General features: G+C 62.6%; 20 protein-coding genes. 14 read left to right on the plus strand and 6 right to left on the minus strand.

Annotated features, from left to right (window positions below; genetic code table 11):
- Positions 1 to 55: 55 nt before the first annotated feature.
- The 4 genes from PMI07_RS09805 to PMI07_RS09820 all read left to right on the plus strand — a co-directional run bounded on the left by PMI07_RS09805 (position 56) and on the right by PMI07_RS09820 (position 3,631).
- A complete protein-coding gene (locus PMI07_RS09805) occupies positions 56 to 730 on the plus strand; it encodes a 4-carboxy-4-hydroxy-2-oxoadipate aldolase/oxaloacetate decarboxylase (RefSeq protein WP_007752169.1) in 675 nt (224 codons plus the stop codon).
- 57 nt (positions 731 to 787) lie between these two features.
- Positions 788 to 1,555, plus strand: a complete 768-nt coding sequence (locus PMI07_RS09810; RefSeq protein WP_007752171.1) for an SDR family oxidoreductase — start codon at positions 788 to 790, stop codon at positions 1,553 to 1,555.
- An 86-nt stretch (positions 1,556 to 1,641) separates the two neighbouring features.
- Positions 1,642 to 2,589: a 2-hydroxyacid dehydrogenase gene (locus PMI07_RS09815; RefSeq protein ID WP_007752178.1), complete on the plus strand. Its 948-nt coding sequence runs from the start codon at positions 1,642 to 1,644 to the stop codon at positions 2,587 to 2,589.
- A gap of 10 nt (positions 2,590 to 2,599) precedes the next feature.
- Positions 2,600 to 3,631, plus strand: a complete 1,032-nt coding sequence (locus PMI07_RS09820) for an L-idonate 5-dehydrogenase (RefSeq protein WP_007752180.1) — start codon at positions 2,600 to 2,602, stop codon at positions 3,629 to 3,631.
- A 109-nt stretch (positions 3,632 to 3,740) separates the two neighbouring features.
- On the opposite strand, the gene PMI07_RS09825 is transcribed toward PMI07_RS09820, so the two are convergent.
- The 5 genes from PMI07_RS09825 to PMI07_RS09845 form a co-directional block, all read right to left on the minus strand.
- Positions 3,741 to 4,562, minus strand: a complete 822-nt coding sequence (locus PMI07_RS09825; RefSeq protein ID WP_007752185.1) for a carbon-nitrogen hydrolase family protein — start codon at positions 4,560 to 4,562, stop codon at positions 3,741 to 3,743.
- A gap of 31 nt (positions 4,563 to 4,593) precedes the next feature.
- Positions 4,594 to 5,346: an aldolase/citrate lyase family protein gene (locus PMI07_RS09830; RefSeq protein ID WP_007752188.1), complete on the minus strand. Its 753-nt coding sequence runs from the start codon at positions 5,344 to 5,346 to the stop codon at positions 4,594 to 4,596.
- A 56-nt stretch (positions 5,347 to 5,402) separates the two neighbouring features.
- Complete coding sequence (locus PMI07_RS09835; RefSeq protein WP_024163700.1) at positions 5,403 to 6,776, minus strand: aspartate aminotransferase family protein; 1,374 nt, start codon at positions 6,774 to 6,776, stop codon at positions 5,403 to 5,405.
- The gene (locus PMI07_RS09840) at positions 6,773 to 8,296 is read right to left on the minus strand and encodes an NAD-dependent succinate-semialdehyde dehydrogenase (RefSeq protein ID WP_007773334.1); all 1,524 of its coding nucleotides are present in this window, start codon (positions 8,294 to 8,296) and stop codon (positions 6,773 to 6,775) included. Before PMI07_RS09840 ends, PMI07_RS09835 begins: the two co-directional genes overlap by 4 nt.
- Before the next feature lie 113 nt (positions 8,297 to 8,409).
- Positions 8,410 to 8,859 carry an Lrp/AsnC family transcriptional regulator gene (locus PMI07_RS09845; RefSeq protein WP_024163701.1) on the minus strand — a complete coding sequence of 150 codons (450 nt, stop codon included), beginning with the start codon at positions 8,857 to 8,859 and terminating at the stop codon, positions 8,410 to 8,412.
- Between the two features lie 174 nt (positions 8,860 to 9,033).
- Between PMI07_RS09845 and PMI07_RS09850 the strand changes: the two genes are divergently transcribed.
- From PMI07_RS09850 to PMI07_RS09890, 9 genes are read left to right on the plus strand one after another with little or no spacing between them, the layout of a single operon-like run.
- On the plus strand, positions 9,034 to 10,563 hold the full coding sequence (locus PMI07_RS09850; RefSeq protein WP_245277117.1) for an ABC transporter substrate-binding protein: 1,530 nt from the start codon (positions 9,034 to 9,036) through the stop codon (positions 10,561 to 10,563).
- Between the two features lie 22 nt (positions 10,564 to 10,585).
- A complete protein-coding gene (locus PMI07_RS09855) occupies positions 10,586 to 11,530 on the plus strand; it encodes an ABC transporter permease (RefSeq protein WP_007770517.1) in 945 nt (314 codons plus the stop codon).
- Positions 11,527 to 12,342 carry an ABC transporter permease gene (locus PMI07_RS09860; RefSeq protein ID WP_007770515.1) on the plus strand — a complete coding sequence of 272 codons (816 nt, stop codon included), beginning with the start codon at positions 11,527 to 11,529 and terminating at the stop codon, positions 12,340 to 12,342. The genes PMI07_RS09855 and PMI07_RS09860 overlap by 4 nt, the downstream gene beginning before the upstream one ends.
- A gap of 4 nt (positions 12,343 to 12,346) precedes the next feature.
- A complete protein-coding gene (locus tag PMI07_RS09865; RefSeq protein ID WP_007770513.1) occupies positions 12,347 to 14,011 on the plus strand; it encodes an ABC transporter ATP-binding protein in 1,665 nt (554 codons plus the stop codon).
- Positions 14,012 to 14,022: 11 nt separating this feature from the next.
- Entirely contained in the window at positions 14,023 to 15,579 is a 1,557-nt protein-coding gene (locus PMI07_RS09870; protein ID WP_245277118.1) for a serine hydrolase, read from the plus strand.
- Positions 15,572 to 16,450 carry a creatininase family protein gene (locus tag PMI07_RS09875; RefSeq protein WP_024163702.1) on the plus strand — a complete coding sequence of 293 codons (879 nt, stop codon included), beginning with the start codon at positions 15,572 to 15,574 and terminating at the stop codon, positions 16,448 to 16,450. Before PMI07_RS09870 ends, PMI07_RS09875 begins: the two co-directional genes overlap by 8 nt.
- A complete protein-coding gene (locus PMI07_RS09880; RefSeq protein ID WP_024163703.1) occupies positions 16,443 to 17,141 on the plus strand; it encodes a dimethylmenaquinone methyltransferase in 699 nt (232 codons plus the stop codon). The genes PMI07_RS09875 and PMI07_RS09880 overlap by 8 nt, the downstream gene beginning before the upstream one ends.
- Entirely contained in the window at positions 17,138 to 18,016 is an 879-nt protein-coding gene (locus PMI07_RS09885) for an N-formylglutamate amidohydrolase (RefSeq protein WP_007766922.1), read from the plus strand. Before PMI07_RS09880 ends, PMI07_RS09885 begins: the two co-directional genes overlap by 4 nt.
- Before the next feature lie 24 nt (positions 18,017 to 18,040).
- A complete protein-coding gene (locus PMI07_RS09890) occupies positions 18,041 to 18,880 on the plus strand; it encodes a hypothetical protein (RefSeq protein ID WP_007766926.1) in 840 nt (279 codons plus the stop codon).
- A gap of 68 nt (positions 18,881 to 18,948) precedes the next feature.
- Here the strand turns inward: PMI07_RS09890 and PMI07_RS09895 are convergent, their stop codons facing one another.
- On the minus strand, positions 18,949 to 19,833 hold the full coding sequence (locus PMI07_RS09895) for a GntR family transcriptional regulator (RefSeq protein WP_245277119.1): 885 nt from the start codon (positions 19,831 to 19,833) through the stop codon (positions 18,949 to 18,951).
- Between the two features lie 317 nt (positions 19,834 to 20,150).
- Between PMI07_RS09895 and PMI07_RS09900 the strand changes: the two genes are divergently transcribed.
- The gene (locus PMI07_RS09900; protein ID WP_007766952.1) at positions 20,151 to 21,149 is read left to right on the plus strand and encodes an asparaginase; all 999 of its coding nucleotides are present in this window, start codon (positions 20,151 to 20,153) and stop codon (positions 21,147 to 21,149) included.
- The last annotated feature ends 24 nt before the right edge of the window (positions 21,150 to 21,173 follow it).

Genomic DNA, 21,173 nt, shown 5'->3' on the forward strand with positions numbered 1-21,173 from the left:
GAAGACTGCAGGCGGCGGGACGTGCCCGCCGTCCGCCTAACTGTGGGAGGTTTCCATGATCCACATAAAAGATATCGCCGAACGGCCAAGCAAGGCCGACATCGAAGCACTTTCCAAATTTTCGCCGGCAACCATCCACGAAGCGCAGGGACGGCGGGGAGCACTCTCCTCCCGCCTCAAGCCGGTGGATTACCGCATGAAGCTGTGCGGCCCGGCATTCACGGTCAAATGCGCGCCGCGTGACAACATCATGCTGCAGCTCGCGATCAACTATGCAAAGCCGGGCGACATCATCGTCGTGTCCGCCGGCGAATACGAAGAGGCCGGCTCGTTCGGTGACGTTCTGGCCAATGCCTGCCTGGCAAAGGGCATCGGCGGCCTGGTGACCGACACGGGCGTGCGCGACACGCTGCAACTGAGGGACCTCGGCTTTCCGGTCTTCTCGCTGAGCGTCTGCATCAAGGGCACCGTCAAGGAAACCATTGCGGCGGTGAACGACACGATCATCGTCGGCGGTGAAACGATCAATCCGGGCGACATCATCGTCGGCGATGCCGATGGACTGGTCGTTGTCCGCCGCGCGGAAGCACAGGAGGCCGCAAGGCTTTCGCAGGCCCGCGAGGATGCCGAAGCCGGCTATATCGCAGCCTACAAGCAGGGCAAGTCGGTGATCGAGGTCAGCAATCTGGAACCGGTTCTGAAAGCCAAGGGCCTGGTCGTCGATATCTGAGCCCCGCCCGCAATCGTCGCGCCAAGCGACGGTCTTTCTTTTCGGAAAGAGGTTTGAATGACCTTCCCATTATTTGATTTAACCGGCCGGCGTGCGTTGGTGACAGGTTCGTCGCAGGGCATTGGGCTGGCGCTTGCGCGGGGGCTGGCGCAGCACGGGGCTTCGGTCGTGCTGAACGGCCGCGACCCGGTGAAGCTTCGGGCTGCCGCTGGCAGCCTGAAGAATGAAGGCTATGAGGCAAGGGTTTCCGACTTCGACGTCACCGACCCAGATGCCGTGAAGCGTGGAGTCGATGCGATCGAGGCCGAAGTCGGTGTGATCGACATCCTGATCAACAATGCCGGCATGCAGTTCCGCAGCCCGCTCGAGGATTTCCCCATCGACCGCTGGGAGCAGTTGCTGAAGACTAACGTCTCCAGTGTCTTCTACGTTGGCCAGGCGGTGGCGCGTCACATGATCGGCCGAGGGCAGGGGAAGATTATCAACATAGCCTCGGTGCAGAGCGAGCTGGCACGCCCGGGCATCGCGCCCTACACGGCCACCAAGGGTGCGGTGAAGAACTTGACGCGCGGCATGTGCGCGGACTGGGCAAAGCACGGCTTGCAGATCAACGCGATCGCACCCGGCTACTTCAAGACACCCCTGAACCAGGCGCTGGTCGATAACCCGGAGTTCTCGTCCTGGCTTGAGAAGCGCACGCCCGCCGCCCGCTGGGGCAATGTCGAGGAACTGGTCGGGGCGGCGGTGTTTCTTGCCGGCAAGGCCTCCTCCTTCGTGAACGGCCACACGCTCTATGTCGATGGCGGCATCACGACCTCTCTCTAGGGGGCCGCGTTGCGTCCATGGCCCGGCGTGGCGCCAGACCGTCATGAGTCTGTCGGAAACAACATGAACATCACAATGGAGGAAACATGAGCAAGCCCGACATTCTTCTGATCGGCCCTTATCCCGAATGGGATCTCCTCGAGCTGGAAGCGCAGTACAATGTGCGCAAGCTTTACGAAGCCGAAGACCGCGATGCATTCGTTCAGGATCATGCGGACGGCATTCGCGCCATCGCCACGCGAGGCGAACTCGGTGCCCCTGCCGAGCTGATCGGCAGGTTGCCGAAGCTGGAGATCGTATCGGTCTATGGTGTCGGCTACGACGCAGTCAATCTCGACGCCTGCCGGGCGCGCGGCATCCGCGTCACCAACACGCCCGACGTGCTCACCAACGACGTCGCCGATCTCGGTGTCGCGATGATGCTTCTCCAGTCGCGCGGCATGATCGGTGCGGAAACCTGGGTGAAGGACGGCAGCTGGGGGACAAAGGGTCTCTATCCGCTGAAGCGCCGCGTCTGGGGCCGCAAGGTCGGAGTCCTCGGCCTCGGCCGCATCGGATTCGAGGTCGCCAAGCGCCTCAAGGGCTTCGATATGGATATCGCCTACAGCGACGTGTCGGCCAAGCCGTATGCGGAAGGCCTGACCTTCATCGCCGATCCGGTCGAACTTGCCCGGCATTCCGACTTCCTCTTCGTCACGCTCGCCGCCTCGGCTGCCACGCGCCATATCGTCTCTAAGGACGTCATCGAGGCACTCGGACCGGATGGCATGCTGATCAATATCTCGCGTGCCTCCAATATCGACGAGGATGCGCTGCTCGACGCGCTGGAAGCCGGCGCGCTCGGGTCTGCCGCGCTCGATGTCTTCGAAGGCGAGCCGAAACTCAACCCACGTTTCCTGAAGCTCGATAACGTCTTGGTGCAGCCGCATCACGCTTCGGGCACGATCGAGACCCGCAAGGCGATGGGCAAGCTGGTGCGCGACAATCTCGCCGCGCACTTTGCCGGCGCTGCCCTGCCAACCCCCGTCATCTGAGGACAAGCCGATGAAAGCCGTCGTCATTCATGCCGCCAAGGATCTGCGGATCGAGGAACGGGAGGTCGAGAAGCTCGAAGCCGGACAGGTCGAGGTCGCCATCGAGGCGGGCGGCATCTGCGGATCTGACCTTCATTACTACAATCACGGTGGTTTCGGCACGGTGCGCGTTCGCGAGCCGATGATCCTCGGCCATGAGGTGGCCGGTACCATCAAGGCGCTCGGCGAAGGTGTCTCCGGCCTTGCAATCGGAGACAGGGTTGCCGTCTCGCCGAGCCGGCCCTGCAAGGCCTGCGACTATTGCCTGAAGGGCCAGCAGAACCATTGCCTCAACATGCGCTTCTACGGTAGCGCCATGCCGATGCCGCATATCCAGGGCGCGTTCCGCCAGCGTCTGGTTGCCGAACAGTGGCAGTGCCACAGGATCGCGGACAGCGTGTCGATCAACGAAGCGGCGATGGCCGAACCTTTCGCGGTCACGTTGCATGCGGTGGCCCGTGCCGGCGCGCTTACCGACAAGCGCGTGCTGGTCACCGGCTGCGGTCCGATCGGGGCGCTGGCGATCATCGCCGCCCGTGCCCATGGTGCCCGCGAGATCGTCGCGACCGACGTCATGGGCGCGGTCCTCGCCAAGGCGCTGGCGGTGGGCGCCGACCGGGTCATCGACGTCGCCAGCAATCCGGAAGAGCTTTCCGCCTATTCTGCCAACAAGGGTTACTTCGACGTGCAGTTCGAGGCGTCCGGCAACGAGCGCGCCGTACGCTCCGGCCTGGACGTGCTCCGGCCCCGCTCCACATTGGTCCAGCTCGGTCTCGGTGGTGATGTCTCCATCCCGCAGAACTTGGTGGTCGCCAAGGAAATCGAGATGAAGGGCACCTTCCGTTTCCACGAGGAATTCGGCCTAGCTGTCGATCTCATCGGCAAAGGCCGAGTCGATCTCAAGCCGCTGCTCACCGGCATCTTCCCGATCGACGACGCCGTCAAGGCATTCGAAACCGCCGGCGACAGATCCAAGTCCATGAAGGTGCAACTCGCATTCTAGCGATCGCACCTGCTGACGGAGGAAGGGAAGGCAGGCAGGCCTCGATCAAATGCGCGCCGGCCTGGGACGCTGAGGGTAAAGCCCCGGTGGCCTTGCTGGCGTGAGCCGTTCAAAGACTGCTCTCGGAACGCAGGACAAAATGGTCTGCCACGGGCAGGTTCCTCCGTACCGCCTTCATGTAGTCGAGATCAAGCGTCGCCGTGACGCTCGTAACGAAATCCGGGCTTTGGGCGATCACATGGCCCCATGGATTGATGACCATGGAATGTCCGAAACACGCCTTTCTGCCCGCCGCGTGGGAGCCGGTCTGTCCGACGGCCAGGAAATAGGTCTGTGTCTCGATCGCCCGCGCCCGCGCCAGGACCTCCCAATGATCCTTGCCTGTCGAGAGGGTGAAGGCGGCCGGCAGTACGATGAGGTTCGCTCCACGGTCCCGCAACGCCTGAAACAATTCAGGAAAGCGGATATCGTAGCAGATCGCGCAGCCCACCTTGAGGTCGCCGATCCGGTAGGTGACGATGTCTCTGCCGCGCGTGACGGAGTCGGACTCCCGATAGCTGATACCTTCCGGCGTATCGACGTCGAAAAGGTGGATCTTCCGGTAACGGGCGATTTCCGCGCCGTCCGGCCCAAAGACCAGGGACGTATTGTGGAAATGCTCCCCGGATTTTTCGACGATCGAGCCGGCATGCAACGTTATTCCGTGCCGGGCTGCAAGCGAGGACAGAAATACATGGGTTTCTCCGCCGGGGAAGGTCTCAGCGCTGGCATGCATGGCGTGCGGGTCGTCATCCAGGAAGGCGAAATATTCGGGCAATACGACAAGCTGCGGCTTCTCGGCCCTGACGACGTTTTCGACAAGCATGGCTGCGGTCCACAGATTGGCGACCTTGTCGTTCTGCGAGTTCAATTGGACCAGTGGGACTTTCATTGTAAGGGTTCCTTTTGGTCAGGCACAAGCATCAGGGTGTCGTTTTCAGGAGCTCCGCCGTGGTGCTCCAGGCGTCTCTGAGGCCGTGCGCGAGGGCACCGTGTTCCATCGTCAGCACGAGCGTATGGGCTTGGTTCGCAAGGGCGAACTGCTTTTCCGATACAGACCAGGCGGGTAGCAGCCAGTGCTTGCCGGCGGCCTTTGCCGCATCCGCGATGGTTTGCAGATCGGCGAAATCGGCCTCGTCCCGCTTGTACGAGCGGCGGCCGCGGCGCAGCGAAAGATCGCTTGGCCCAACGAAGACACCCGCCACCGTGTCGAGCGCCAGGATCCGGGCGACATCCCGCAGTGCCCCGGCGTGCTCTATCATCGGGTAGCACCTGGTGCGATTGTCCTGATCAATGAACCACTGATCGTCGGGACTGCCATAGGCCACGGTCCGGCCGCCGGCGAAACTGCGGTCGCCCGTCGGCGGGAACTTTGCGAAGGCGCAGACTTTCTCGGCATGAGCGGCATCGAGGATATGCGGAATGACCACCGCATCCGCGCCGAAGTCTAGCGCCTGCTGGACGGGACCGCGCTCCGGTGCGAGCACTTTTGCCAGGACTTCGAGACCCAGTCCCTTGAGCAGGGGAATGAAACGATCGAGCGTGTCCAGATCGAAACTGCCATGCTCGACATCGAGCACGGCGGACGTGTAGCCGATCGCGGCAGCGATTTCGGCGGCGGGGACGTTCGGGCCCGAAAGCCAGACGGCCGATTTGTGCTGAGGGATTGTTGTCATCGTATCACGCTGTTGATCTCAGAAGGAGGAGGTGATGGATCGGTGCTTAGCGGTCGTTATCCGAGCATCTGCCGGACGGCATCGGCGGTGACGGACACGACATGATCGGCCTCCTCGCGGGTGAGGCAGAGCGGCGGAGCGAACCCGATGATGTCGCCTTGCGGCATGGCGCGGGCGATGACGCCGCGCTCCAGCATGGCAGCCACCACGGACGGGCCGATCTTGCGCGCCGGGTCGAAGAAGCGGCGGTCGTCGCGATCTTCGACCAGTTCCACGGCAGCCATCAAGCCCTCGCCGCGCACGTCGCCGACATTGGCGTGATCGCCGAGTGCCTGTGCCAGCGCCTCGCGGAAATAGGCTCCGGTCACACGGGCATTTTCCACCAATCCCATTTCATCGATCAGTTCGAGGTTGGCAATGCCTGCGGCGGCGCAAATGGGATGGGCTGAATAGGTCCAGCCATGGCCGATCGGGCCGAGCTGATCCGAGCCCTCAACCAGCACATTCCACATCCTTTCGCCGACAATGCTGGCGGAAAGCGGCGCATAGCCCGAGGTGAGCCCCTTGGCGATGGTGATGAGGTCCGGTTCGAGGCGATAGTGTTGGGAGCCGAACATCGTCCCCAGACGGCCGAAACCTGTAATCACCTCATCGGCCACCAGCAGGATATCGTATTTGCGCAGTACCGCCTGGATTTCCTGCCAATAGCCCTGCGGCGGCGGCACGATGCCGCCGGTGCCGAGAACCGGCTCGCCTATGAAGGCGGCGATCGTATCCGGTCCTTCAGCCAGAATGAGTTCCTCCAGCCTGCGGGCGCAATGGGCGGAAAAATCGGCTTCGCCCATGCTACGGTCCTCGCGCCGGAAGTAATAGGGCGCCTCGGTGTGCAGGACGGGGCTCCGCGGCAGGTCGAAGGCTTTCTGGAAGGCTTCCAGCCCGGTCAGGCTGCCGGTCATGATGCCGGAGCCGTGATAGCCGCGCCAGCGCGAGATGATCTTCTTCTTTTCCGGCCGCTTGAGGATGTTGTTGTAGTACCAGATCAGCTTGATGTTGGTCTCGTTGGCGTCGGAACCGGAGAGGCCGAAATAGACGCGGCTCATGTTGGGCGGCGCACGCTCCACGATCATGCGCGCCAGCGTGATTGAAGCCTCGGTGCCATGACCTGCATAGGCATGGTAATAGGCCAGCGAACGGGCCTGTTCGGCTATGGCCTCGGCGATTTTCTGGCGCCCGTAGCCCGCATTCACGCAATAGAGGCCGCCAAAGGCATCCAGGCTGCGGCGACCTGCCGTGTCGGTGATGTAAACACCTTCGCCACTGACGATAGTGCGGGTCGGGCTTTCCCCGCGTGCATGTGCACCCATGGCGGTGGAGGGATGAAACAGGTGGTTTCGGTCCCAGGCGGTGAGGTCGTTACGGCCGTCGCTCATGCGCGCTTCCTTTCCGGGCCGTCATGGGCGGCCGTATCGATGCAGAGATATTTGAGTTCGGTGAAGGCCTCGATGCCGTGACGGGAGCCTTCGCGACCCAGGCCGGACTGTTTCCAGCCGCCGAACGGCACCGGACCGCCGGTGATTTTCACGCGGTTGATGGCGACCATGCCGAATTGCAGGGCGCGGCCCATGCGCCATTGCCGCGCGCCGTTTTCCGTCAGCACATAGGCCATGAGGCCGTACTCTGTGTCGTTGGCGCGACGAACTGCCTCCTCCTCGGTGTCGAACACGGTGACGGCGGCGACCGGGCCGAAGGTTTCTTCGCGCATGATGGCCGCGTCGTCCGGCACATCCGCCAGAAGGGTGGGGGTGTAGAACAGCGGTCCGGCGGCGTGGCGGCCTCCTCCGACGAGGCAACGTGCGCCGCGTGAGAGCGCATCGTCGACCTGATCCTCCACCTTGGCAATCGCCCGCTCGTGCATCAGCGGGCCGATCTGCGTGGCGGGGTCGAGCCCGGGCCCCACGCGCAGTGCCGCGATGCGGGCGGCGAACCGTTCCAGGAAGACCCGTTCGATAGAGCGATGGACGAAGATGCGGTTGGCTGCCAGGCAATCCTGTCCGGAGGTGGCGAATTTCGCGTCCATGGCAATATCGACCGCGCGCCCGATATCGGTGTCCTCGAAGAGGATGAGGGGTGCATGGCCGCCAAGCTCCATCACCAGCCGTGTCATGGAAGGTGCGCAGCGTGTCGCGATGAGCCTGCCGACGGCGGTGGAGCCGGTGAAGCTCAGTGCGCCTATCCGGGCATCGTCGCACAGCGCCCCCACGATTTCCGGGGAATCACCGGTCAATACGTTCAGAACGCCAGCAGGCATGCCCGCGCGCTCGGCCAATTCCGCCAAGGCTAGTGCAGAAAGCGGCGTTTCGCCAGAAGGATGGGCAACGGCCGTGCAGCCCGCCGCCAGCGCTGCGGCGGCCTTGCGTGTCAGCATGGCGGAAGGGAAGTTCCAGGGCGTGACCAGCGCTACGACGCCGACCGCCTCGCGCCGCACGATCATTTCAGCATTCGCCAGATGTGAGGTCACGCCCTCCACGTTCAGACGGCATCCTTCTTCGGCATACCACGCTGGAAAGGACGCGGCGTAATCTATCTCGCCCCGTGCTTCGGCGAGTGGTTTTCCCTGTTCCAGCACCATGATGCGGGCGAGATCCTCGCGGTTCTCGCGAATGAGATCGGCCCAGCGGCGTAACAGGACGCCGCGTTCTTCCGGCAGCAAAGCCTGCCAGGCGGGAAAGGCAGCGGCGGCGGCGGAAACGGCCTCGGGGACGCCCTCTGCACCGATGGCCGTGACCCGCGCCACGGCCTGGCCGCTGGCGGGGTCATGAACGGCAAAGTCCTTCGGTCCGGCGATCCAGCGTCCATTGGAATAAGACAGCTCCCGCAGTAGACCAGGGTCGCTCAGGCTGTCGAGTGCGGCATGCCGCCTTTCGCAGCGGCTCAGTCGGGCCTCGCTCATCAGATTTGTCCTCGGCTGTTTGTCGAACGCTGCAAGTATTGCAGAACAGCGCCACGAGATCGGGCCGAAGACGGACCGGGTGCGGCCCGTCCGGTCTGATTTGGAGACGGTTTTCAGTCCGCCCGGTCCTTCACCGCTCTTGTCACGATATAGGTGAAGTAGCGCTGGATGCCGATTTCCATGGCCAGCAGCCGATCCACGAGCCGCTGGTAACTGTCGATGTCGGCGGTTTCGACCATGAGGAAATAGTCGACCCCACCTCCAACCGACCAGCACGAGATGGTCTCCGGTATCGCCTCGACCGCAGTCTCAAATCGCTTGAAATCGGCGTGGCGGTGGCTGGCCAGCGTCACCTCCATCAGAACTCGCACACGCGGCGCCTGCGCGAGCCGCGAGACGCGGGCGTGATAGCCGGTGATCACGCCATTGGCCTCCAGCCGTTTCAGCCGCGCCCAGGAGGGCGTAGCCGAAAGGCCCACCACTTCCGCTAGGGCTTGCTTGGTCAGGCGGCCGTTGTGCTTCATCGCCTCGATTATGCGCAGGTCGATGGAATCAAGCTTCACCGAGGCCTCCCATGGATGGGCGGGACCGCAGGGATGCGGCCTGGCCCTTCTTCAAGTGAAATATGTTTTCATAATGCACATTGAAACAAGCTTGACTATGCTTTTTGCATATGAAATGTTTTTTACATCATCATAAAACAAGAGGGTGAACTTATGTCACTGCCGAGATCAATCTTGCGCGCATTCCTGTCTTCCGCAGCCCTGGCTCTTCCCGGCATGGCTGCGGCCAATACGCTGACGGTGCAGATCACGGCCGATATCCGCAGTTCCCAGCCGGGCATCAACCGCGACGCGGGCACGGATTCCGTCGTGCTGAACGTCGTGGAGGGGTTGGTTGCAGCGGGCGACAAGGGCGAAATCCGCCCGATGCTTGCCAAAAGCTGGACCGTTTCCGCGGACGGCAAGACATATACGTTCGCACTGCGCGAAGGAGTGAAATTCCACAATGGCGCGACAATGACCGCCGCCGACGTGCAATGGAGCCTCGAAAAACTGATCCGCGACCCGGAATTCAGCTGCAAGACATTTTTCGACGGCAGTCGCGATGCCAAGGTCGAGAGCATCAAGGCGGCCGGTGACCATACCGTCGTCGTCACGCTCGACCGTCCGGACGCGATGTTCCTGAACTATATGGCGCAGGCGCAATGCGGCTCCACCGGCATCGTTCACCGCTCCTCCTTCAACGAGGACGGGAGCTGGAAGGCTCCGGTCGCTACCGGCCCCTTCGTCTTCGGCGAATGGAAGCGCGGCGAGGGACTGACGCTGAAGAAATTCGCGGATTACTCCATCACCGGCGACAAGCCGGATGGTTATGGCGGACGCAAGGAAGTGCTGCTCGACGAGGTGAAGTATGTGGTCGTGCCGGATACGGCGACGGCCGTGGCAGGCCTGCGCAGCGGCGCATTGGACGTTCTGCCCTACCTGCCGCCAGGCGAGGCTGCAAAACTGAAGGATGAGAAGGGTTTCACGATCGTAGCTGCGCCGCATGGCGGCCTGGTGACCATGCTGTTCCAGACGACCGACCCGCTGATGTCGAACGTGGCGATGCGCCACGCCGTCATTGCCGCGCTGGACACGCCGCAGATCGTCGATTCCGTCACCTACGGCCTCGGCATTCCCAACAATTCACTCGTCGCTTCCGGCTCCCTTTACCATACCGCCGCGCATGACAAGGGCTATGTCTACGACCCTTCCGCTGTTCCGGGGCTGCTGCAGAAAGCAGGCTACAAGGGCGAGAAGATCACCATTCTCACCAATCGCCGCTCGGCCATCAACTACGACACAGCCATCATCGCGCAGGCCATGCTTCAGTCCGTCGGCATCAATGCCGAGATCGAGGTGCTGGAATGGGCGAGCCAGCTCGACCGCTTCAACAGCGGCAAGTATCAGATCATGGCCTTCAACTATTCCAACCGCACCGATCCGGGTCTCGCCTATCAGACGGTCGTCGGCTCCAAGGCCAAGAAGGCCAATACCGTGTGGGACGATACCGAGGCAAGCGCGCTCGTCAACAAGTCGCTCCAGGAGGCCGACCCTGCGAAACGGCAGGCAATCTTTGACGACCTGCACGCTCGTTTCCTCGATCAGGCGCCGTTGGTCATGCTGGCCAATGGTCTCGATGTCGGCGTCGCCGGCCCGAAGGTCAAAGGTTACCGCACCTGGCAGGGCTTCGCCCGCTTCTGGGGCGTCGAACGCCGCAAATGAGAACGGCTGCCGGATACCGACCATGCTGAAATTCGCCTTTACCCGATTGCTCTCGGCAATTCCCACCCTTTTCATCGTCTCCGTGGCGGTATTCGGCCTCATCCGTCTTATCCCGGGCGATCCGGCCAGCCTGATGCTTGGCGATCTCGCCGATGCCGATGCGCTGGCCGCAGCGCGCAAGGCCATGGGCCTGGACCGACCTGTGCCAGTTCAGTTCGCGATCTGGCTCGGCGACGTGGTGCAAGGCGATCTGGGCCGATCGGTCCTGAACGGTCAACCGGTGCTCGACCTTGTGCTGCACCGCTTCGCGACCAGTGCGCAGATGGTGCTGATCGCGGTCGGCCTGTCCGTTCTCGTCGCCGTGCCGCTCGGCATGGCCGCAGCCTGGCGGCAGAACGGCGGTCTCGACCTTGCCATCGTGTCCATGTCGACGCTGCTTCTGTCCGTCCCCACCTTCTGGCTGGGCCTGATGATCCTGCTCGTCTTCGGCCTCAAGCTCGGTTGGCTGCCGGTTCTGGGCTATGTATCTATTGCCGACAATCCGGTTGCCGGACTGATCTATCTGGTCATGCCGGTCCTGACCCTGGTGCTGCACGAGGTGGGGATCATCGTGCGCATGGCCCGTGCCTCGACGCTGGACGTGCTGCGGCTGGACTACATCACCCATGCCCGCGCCAAGGGAATGAGCGAAAGCGCGGTGCTTCTGCACCATGCCGCCCGCAATGCCTTCGGCCCGACCTGGACGCTGATCGGCCTTATTCTCGGCAATCTTCTCGGCGGTGTTGCCGTGGTCGAGACGGTGTTCACCATCCCGGGTCTTGGGCGGCTGATCGTCGATTCCATCTATGCCCGGGATTACGTGGTGGTGCAGGGTTGCCTTCTGTTCGTGGCGCTCACCTATCTGCTCGTCAATCTGGTGGTTGACCTTCTTTACCCCCTCTTCGACCCGAGAGTGACTGCGGAATGAAACGCCATCAACGAAACTATATCCTTGGTGGCGCGCCCCTGGCCTGTTTCCTCGGCGCCGCGCTCATCGGGCGTTTCTGGACGCCCTTCAATCCGATGCGCATCGATCTGCGCTCGAAATTGCAGCCGCCGGGTGCTGCCCACTGGCTGGGAACCGACGAATTTGGCCGCGACTTGCTTTCCCGCCTCATGGCGGCGGCAGGAACCAGCGTTTCAATCAGCCTCACTACGGTGTTCTTCGCGTTGCTGGCGGGCCTCACGCTCGGTGTGATCGCCGGCTATGCCCGCGGTTGGACGGACCGCGTCGTGATGTCGCTCAACGACGCGCTGCTGGCCTTTCCCAGCATGCTGCTGGCGCTGGCGCTGCTTTCCATTACCGGAGCCAATATGTACGGCATCATCCTGGCGCTCGGCATGGCCTACACGCCTTCCATGGTGCGGGTGGTGCGTGGTTCGGTGCTTTCGCTTCGCGAGCGCGAATTCATCGACGCGTCGCGCATCATGGGCAATTCGGCCGCCTATACCATGCTCCGCCACATCCTGCCCAATTGCCTGGGACCGGTCATCGTGCTTGCTACCTCCATGTTCGGTTCGGTACTTCTCACCGAGAGCGCGCTGAGTTTCCTCGGTCTCGGGGTGCCGCCACCGGCTCCCACCTGGGGCAACATGCTGGCCAGCGCACGTCCGCATATAGCCGAGGCCATGTGGCTCGGCATCTTCCCCGGGCTTTGCATTTCCCTTTCCCTGCTCGGCATCAACCTGTTCGGCGATGCCATCCGCGACCGCTTCGACCCCCGCATGAGAGGATTGTAACGCGATGAACCAGCCTCTCGTTGAAGTCGACCGCCTCAGCCTGTCCGTGCGTGGACTATCGGATCACCAGATCGTCCGCGATGTTTCCTTTCGTGTTGATGCCGGAGAAATCGTCGGCATCGTCGGCGAAAGCGGCTCGGGCAAGACCATGGTGGCGCGCAGCCTCATGAACCTCCAGCCGCCTGCCATCAGCATTTCCGGGGGCGATGTCCGTTTCGAAGGCCGCTCCGTACCCGCCATGACCGGCAAGCAGGTTCGCGCCTTGCGCGGGGCACGGCTTGGCATGGTATTCCAGGAACCGATGACCTCGCTCAACCCGTCCATGACCATCGGCAGGCAGCTCGAGGAACCGTTGAAGCTGCATGCGCGGCTGGATGCGCCAAGGCGGCGCGAACGCATTCTCGACATTTTGCGCCGGGTGGACATTCGTGATCCCGAAGCTGCGTTCCGGGCCTTCCCACACCAGTTTTCCGGCGGCATGCGCCAGCGCATCATGCTGGCCTCCGCCATGCTGCTCAAACCGTCGCTGCTGATTGCCGACGAGCCGACCACCGCGCTCGACGCGCTGGTGCAGCGCGAGGTGCTGGAGCTGATGCTGGAAATGGTGCGCGACGAGAAAACCGCTCTATTGATGATCAGCCATGACCTGCCGATGGTGGCGCGTTATTGCGACCGCATCATCGTTATGCGTCAGGGCGAGGTGGTCGAACAGGGGCCGGTGGCCGAGATCATTTCCCGGCCTCGCCACGATTATACCCGTGAGTTGCTTCAATCCATGCCGATGCGAGGCCCGTTGCGCATCATCGATCAGGCGGCGTCTGCCGTCGTGGAGGTGAAGGGACTGGAGGTAGAGTACCGTACGAAAGCGGGCCTGCTTGCGCCCAAGACCATCAAGAAAGCGCTGCATGGAATCGACCTCTGCATACGCTCTGGTGAGATCGTGGCGCTGGTCGGTGCTTCAGGTTCGGGCAAGACGACGCTCGGCCGCTGCATCGCCGGGCTGGTTCCTGCTTCGTCCGGCGGCATCTTCTTTGCCGGCAAGGTCGTGAAGCCTGGTTCTCCCGCCTGGCACCACTACCGGCTGAACTGCCAGATGATCTTTCAGGATCCGTTCGGCTCGCTCGATCCGCGCATGAAGATCCGCGAGATCGTGGTCGAAGCTCTTCGCCACGACCGCCAAGCGGGCAGGGTGGAAAAGGCGGAACGGGTGCGCGCCGTTCTAGAGGAGGTGGGGCTGGACGGGCGTTATCTGGACCGCTACCCGCACGAGCTTTCCGGCGGCCAGCGCCAGCGCGTAGCGATTGCCCGTGCCGTGGTGGGGCGGCCGCAATTCGTGATCGCCGACGAGGCCGTTTCCGCACTCGATGTGACCGTGCGCACCAAGGTGCTGCAATTGCTGGCCGATCTCCAGCGGCGCCATGGCTTCTCATGCCTGTTCATCAGCCACGATCTCAGTGTGGTCGAGCAGCTTGCCGATCGCGTGGTGGTAATGCGCGACGGCGTTATCGTCGAGGAAGGCAAACGCGACGCCATCTTTGTCGCGCCGCAACACGAATATACGCGCGCGCTGCTTTCGGCCATTCCCACCCTCACCCGCACGGATACCGGCGTTTCGCTGAGCTGGCGTTTCGCACAAGCGGACGGAGCGCTGGCGGAAGCATTGCAATGAAAGATACCAGTATGACCACGGATCTGCCGCGCGCCACCCCGCAATCGCGCGGCACGGACCCTGCGATATTGCTCGCCCTGCTCGACGATATCGAACGCCAGGATATCGAGCTGCACAGCTTTCTCGTTTGGCAAGATGGCGCGCTGATCGCCGACGCCTACTGGGTGCCTTACGGGGCCAGGCGACCGCATATGATGCACTCCGTGACCAAGAGCTTCACCTCCATGGCGGTGGGACTGGCAGTGGCCGACGGCCTGCTGTCGGTGGACGATGCCGTGCTGGGCTTCTTCCCGGATTATTCCGGCCCGAAGGAGGAGAACCTGCGCGCCATGACGGTACGCCATCTCCTCACCATGACCAGCGGCCGTGCGCGCGGCATCTCCGGCGGGTCGTGGCGGCGGATGCGTTCCAGCTGGATCGAGGATTTTCTGCGGCAGTCCACGCCGTATCGGCCGGGCGATGTGTTCGTCTATGACAGTGCGGCAAGCTACATGCTCTCGGCCATTGTGCAACGGGTCAGCGGGCGGAGGATCCAGGATTATCTTGCCGAACGCATCTTCCGCCCGATGCGCATGTCGCAGAACATGACCTGGGACACCGGCACCGATGGCGTCAATACCGGCGGCAATGGTCTGAGCTGCACCAGCGAGGACATGCTGAAGCTTGGCATATTGCACCTTCAGGAAGGCATATGGCGGGGGCGCCAGCTTCTGCCGCGTGAATGGGTGCGAGCGGCCACCGGCCTGCAGGTCTGCGATGTGGTGCTCGGGGTTTTCACTGGCGATCACTATTTGGGACCGGAGGAGGCCGGCGACGGCCAATCCGCCAGTCGCCGCGAGGGCTATGGCTATCAATGGTGGCGCGGCCCGCATGGCAGCTTTTCCGCCAACGGTCTGTTCGGGCAATATTGCATCGTACTGCCTGAGGAAAAGACGGTCGTGGCCTTTACCGGCGGGCTTGAGGATAGCGACCGCCGCGTGCATACGCTGATCTATGACGGTCTGCGACCCGCGCTCGGCGCCGGCGTTGCTGATGTCTCCGGCCAAGGCGAAACGCTGGAGGCCCGTCTGGCCGGGCTGCGGCTCAAGACCCGCCCAGGCATTGCCCGCCCCAACCCGGCAGCTGGACCGTTCTGTGGCATCTGGCGCATGCAACCGAACGATCAGGGAGCCGAAAGCATATCCATCGCGCAGGAGGCAAACGCACTGCGCTTTATCCTTCGCGACGCCGATGGCGTGCATGAAGTGCTGGCGGGTTTCGGCTATTTCCTTGAGGCGACGACGACCATGCCCGGCGCCCGGCTTCACCATTCCTATCAGCCCGATGCGGGTCTTCGCATTCTGGCCTGCGCGCGCTGGCTGACGAGCGTTGCGGACGAAATCGTGCTGGAAATGGACTGGATCTTCGTCGAAACCGCCTTCCGCGACACGGTGCGGCTGCATTTCAGCAATGGCCTGCTGCGCCTCACGCGCAGCGTAAACGTCAATTCTTCCGAACGGGTGTTGCCGGATTTGCTCGGTCGCCCCGCGGCTGGGGTGGATGCGCGAAGGGAGATGCAGCATGGTTGAGGGCCGGCTCGAAGAGGGTGAGGGCGAGCGGGTCGCCATCGCCCGCATGACCCATGAGGAGTTTGCCCGGCGGATGGAGCGGCCCGCTGTCATTCTGCTCCCGCTGGCCTCGCAGGAAGAGCAGGGGCCACATGCGCCGATGGGCGATTTCATGCTGACGGAGATGGTGGCGGAAATGAGTGCACGGGCGGGTGGCGGCCTCACGGCTCCCGTTCTGCCCTTCGGGCATGCCGAATTCTTCCGCACGATTAAGGGCGGTATCCAGTTGCGTGCCTCCACCTTCACTGCCGTGCTGGAGGATATTCTCGCTTCCTTCCTTGATCATGGGCACGAAAGGCTACTGATCTTCAACGGGCACACCACGAATGCGCCGCTGATCGACCAGGTTTGCCGCAAGGTTCGGCGCCAGCGCGGTGTGCTCGTTCCCTCTCTCAACATCTGGCAGAGCGTACCGGATCACCTGTGGAGCGCTCTCTATAATGAGGATGCAGGCCGCGTGCGCGGCCATGGCGGCGAGCCGATGACCTCCGCCTATATGCACCTTTTTCCGGATCTCGTGCGCTTCGGCGCGATGCGCGACCCCGGCCCGCGCGGCAGCGTGTTCGGTTTGCCGATCGGCGGCGTTTCGGCCAGTCGCTTCGAGGGACTGCCGGTGCAGATACCGCTCGATTGCACGGAGGTCGACCCGGCAGGCATGCTCGGTGGGTTGGCTTCCCTGGCAAGCGCCGAAAAGGGCAGGGCGATCTGCGACCATATCGTTCGCCATACCGCTCGGCTCATGCACCATCTGGCCGGTTTCGACCCGCGTGATGCCGTCCGTCCGGCGGCCTCGCGGCCCGACGTTCGGCAGCAAGGAGAAAGCCATGACTGAATTGCGCATCGGCCCCATGCCCGCGACCGTGCCGCGCGAGGTTCTTGCCGCGCTGGAGAAGATAGAGACCGCTAGCATCGGCCATCTGCGCCATACGGGTTTCATGAGTGGTAAAATTCAGGCCGTCACACCTCACCAGAAAGCGCGAGCGGGCGTGGCAGTCACGCTTGCCCTGCCGGCCATGTGCTCCACTCTGCTGCACTACGCGCTGAGCCATCTGCGCCCCGGTGACATGCTGGTGATCGACAGGCTCGGCGACAGCCGCCACGCCTGCCTTGGCGGAGCGGTCGCGCGGGCGGCACGCCTGGCAGGGGTCGTGGGCGTCGTCATCGATGGCCCCTGCACCGATGTGGCGGAAATTCTGGCCGAAGGGCTGCCGGTATGGTGCCGAGGTGTCTCGTCCGTCACCACCCGCCAGCTCGATCTTGGAGGCACTTTCAATCGCCCCGTGGCTTGCGGCGGTGTGCCGGTGCTGCCGGGCGACATCGTTCTGGGTGATGCTTCGGGTGTCGTCGTCTTGCCGGCAGACGAGGCAGCGGAGATTGCCGCCACCTGCATCGCCCGGGAAGCTCGCGTTGCCCGGACCATGCAAAGACTGCTCGACGGCGAGAAGCTCGGCGACATAACGCTGGCGGTGGACAAGGTGAACCTGCGCCTGAACGCGGCCGGCGAAGAAGGAAAAAACGGATGAAGACGATATTCGGTGAATTTCAGGACGTAACGGTGGAGGGCGTGCTTTCGCTGGTCGCGCCACGGGCACCGCTGGTGCCCATGGTATTCGACAGCCCGCATAGCGGATTGGAGATGCCTGCGGATTTTCACCCTGCTGTTTCGGTGGAACGGGTCAGGGTTGCCGCGGACACGCACGTGGATGACCTGTTCGAGTCAGCGTCTACGGTTGGCGCCCCTTTTCTCAAGGCTCATTTCCCGCGCAGCTTCCTCGACGTGAATCGTTCGCTTCTCGACATGGATAGACAGCTGGTGGCAGGCGAGTGGCCGCACCCCACGCGCGACAGCGCGACCGCGAAACGGGGTATGGGGCTGATGTGGCGCTTCGCCTGGGGCGACGAGCCGATGTATGCCGCGCCCATGAGCGTTGCCGAGGCGGAAGAGCGCATCTACCGCTACTGGCAACGCAACCACCATCATTTGTCCGAACTGCTCAACGCCGTCTATGCCCGCTTCGGGAGGGTCTATCACCTCAATTGTCATTCCATGACGGCGGTCGGCCATGCCATTTCCTCCGATCCAGCCGGGACGGTTCGAGCCGACATCTGCCTTGGGGATCTTCACGGCACGTCCGCGTCGAAGGAATTTGTCTCGCTGATCGCAGAGACGCTGAAAGCAGAGGGGCTGGACGTCGCCTTGAACCGGCCTTTCCGGGGCGCCGAACTGGTCACGGCCTATTCAAACCCGGCGCATGGTCGCCACAGTGTGCAGTTTGAGATCAACCGCAAGCTCTACATGGACGAGGCGACGCGCGAGCGGAACGCCGGTTACGAAGCATTGAAGGACGTGCTTGCCCGCATGACCCGCGTGCTGGCCGACTATGCCACCCGGTCGTGAATTGAATTAAGAAAAGGATTTGCCATGTCTGCACGGGAACAGACCGCACCGCTGAATTTCTACCGCCGCGGTCGCACGCCGTTCTTCGCCTCGCGGATGGACCAGCGCTTCTCCTGGTGCTGCTACATGCCCAGTGGCTACGACCCCGCCGGGGAAACTGTGCACCCGCTTGCCGTGCTGGTTCACGGGAGCCTTCGCGATGCCGATATCCTGCGCGACGAATTCATCGACTTCGCGGAGGAACAGCAGTGTGTGCTATTGGCGCCGCTCTTTCCGGCCGGTATCCACGACCCGGAAGACCTGCATAACTACAAACACATGATCTATCATGGCATCCGCTATGACCTCGTTCTGCTCGACATGATCGAGGAACTGGCCGCCCGCTACCGCGTGCGCAGGGACAGGGTGCTGATGCACGGCTTCTCAGGCGGGGCGCAGTTCGCCCACCGTTTCCTCTATCTTCATCCAGGCAGGCTTCGCGCCGTTTCGATAGGGGCGCCCGGGACCGTCACCTTGCCCGACGACAGCGCCTCCTGGTGGGTCGGCATCAAAGGCATGGAAGAGATATTCGGTCAGCGGTTCGACGTGGAGGCCATGCGCCGCGTGGCGGTTCAACTGGTCGTCGGTGACGCGGATATCGAAACCTGGGACGTGACGGTGGGGCCGAAGTCACCCTTCTGGATGAATGGCATCAACGACAGCGGCGATACGCGTGTGGAGCGCTTGCACACGCTGGAAAAGCGGTTGAAGGCCATCGGCATCGAGCCGCGTTTCGACACCGTGCCGGGCGTCAGCCATGACGGGACTGGCATTCAGGGACCAGTGAAGGCCTTCTTTTCCGGCATTCTCGCCGGCAAGGACTGAGGCCGGCCGCTGGTTCGCCCGTTCGATGCAGAGGTTGCGGCAGAGGATGCGGGATGCCATTCCGGCCTTCAATCCTCGATCCGGCTGGGCGTGACCGCCGCGCCGGCAGGCGAGCGACTGAGATGCCGGAACAGGATGGCGGAGGCCAATTTGCGGTCGTCGGCGTTTATCGCCTCCAGAATGGCCAGATGGTCGCGTGCGGCTTTTCGCACACCGGCCTCGCTCAATTCCGCGAATTCGGCATATTCGGTCATGCGTCGCAAGCTGTTCTGCCTCCGGATGGACTGTATAAGGAAACGGTTGTTCGACCAGGAAACGACGGTTTCATGAAAGCGGGCATTGGCTTCGAACCACGCCGATCCCTCGATCGAAACGAGGGGCGCATTGAGAAGCGCCGTCTGTTCGCGTTCCAGAGCTTCGAGTGCCTCGGGATCGGCGCGGAACGTGTCCTCCATAACAGCGCCGCATTCGATGATGGCGCGGAAGGCATAGCTTTCGTTCACCGCCTGGCGGTTGTCGAGGCATTCTGCAAAACGCCAGCCATGGCCGTCACGTCGTTCTGCCAGTCCCTCCGCGGAAAGCCGCATGAGCGTGCGGCGCACGATGCCGCGCGAGGTGCCGAAATGTTCCAGGATCTCGGTTTCGGAAGCTTCGCTACCGATCAGTCCGTTGGCCCGAGCATGCATGATCTGCCGGTAGAGCGTGTCCACCTCGGAGGGCGGCACGAACTCGTCCACGTTCTCGCCCGCCGCCGGTGGCCGGACCAGCGTGAAGCCGCGATTGTCGGTTTGGGCGACTGTGCCCCTTTCCGCCAGAAATTGCAGGACCTGTCGGACGGGCGTACGGGAAATGCCGAACTCACGGGCCAGCGCGGCATCGGAGATCTTTTCGCCCACCGCCCAACGTCCGGTGCTGATGATAGGCATAAGCTTGCGGGCAACTTCGATCTGCAAGGAACTAAGCCCACCTGTATCCAATCCGTCCTGTTCCGGTGTTGCGCCCTTTGTGTTCACGGTGGATCAATCCCTTACGGCATAGAAAAATGATTTATATGTATCCATAATACAAAAATACGCTGACATCCAAAGGAGATTTCGTTTTGTGAAACTGAAACCAGCAGCCTCTGGTATGCGTGGTCCTTCGCGCGGCAATTGCCTGAAGGAGGTTCAAAGAGCGGCCCAGCGTTACCAATTCCACTTGTTTGGCGTCGACAAACCTTTTAGAAGACGTCAGACGTCTATTGTCATTTATTCCGGTGCCACGAGGCCGCATGCGCAAGCCCAAGATCGCAATTATCGGCACAGGAGGAACAATCAGTTCCCTTGCCAACCATCCGCTGGAGATCCTGAACTATGGCGCCAGCGGCTTGCTCGACTGCGATGCCGTGGTCGCGATGTTCCCCGTATTGAACGAACTGGCGGACATTCTTCCGATCCCGTTCAAGGCGGTTCCGAGCTTCAACATCTATTATCCGGAATGGCGGGACCTGCTGCGGCTGATACGGGATACGGAAAGAGGTAATCCGGATCTGGACGGTTTCGTCATACTGCACGGAACCGGGTCGCTGGAGGAAACGGCCTATTTCCTGTCTTTGACTGTCGAGACGGCGAAACCCGTCATCATCACGGGGGCACAAAGGCCGCCGAGCGCGCTTTCCAGCGATGCCGGCCTCAATCTTGCAAACGCCGTGCGCGCGGCGGTCGATCCGGCGTGCCGGGATATGGGCGTGCTGGTTCTGATGAACGACGAGTTGCATGCTGCGCGGGACGTTACCAAGACTTCCACGCTGCGGCTGGATACGTTCCGGTCGCCCGATACGGGTCCGCTCGGGTTTGTCGACGGCGATGCCGTCACGATCTATCGCAAGGCGCTGCGCGGACGGGCGCCGGCTGACCGGTTCGATATTTCGAACCTGGAGGAACTTCCACGAGTGGACATTCTCTATTGCTATACCGGGTCGGACGGTGCGGCCGCCCAGGCTTTCGTCGAGGCTGGCGCGAGGGGTGTGGTCTCTGCCGGCTTCGCGCCCGGCTACACCGGAGATGCCGATGCGGCTGTCCTGAGCAAGGCGGTGCGGGAAAATGGTCTTGTCGTGGTGCAGGCTTCCCGCGGAGGCAGCGGCCGGACGTTCGAGAGTGCCCGCGCCCGGGACAGCGGGTTCATCCCCGTCGACAATCTCAATCCACAGAAGGCGCGGTTGCTGCTTGCTTTGGCTTTGACAAGAACCTCTTCCTCGGAGGAGGTAGCCCAATTGTTCCGTTTCTACTAGCTGTGGAGACGGCCGAATGCGTGG

This window comes from Rhizobium sp. CF080 (genome assembly GCF_000282095.2).
GTDB lineage: Bacteria > Pseudomonadota > Alphaproteobacteria > Rhizobiales > Rhizobiaceae > Neorhizobium.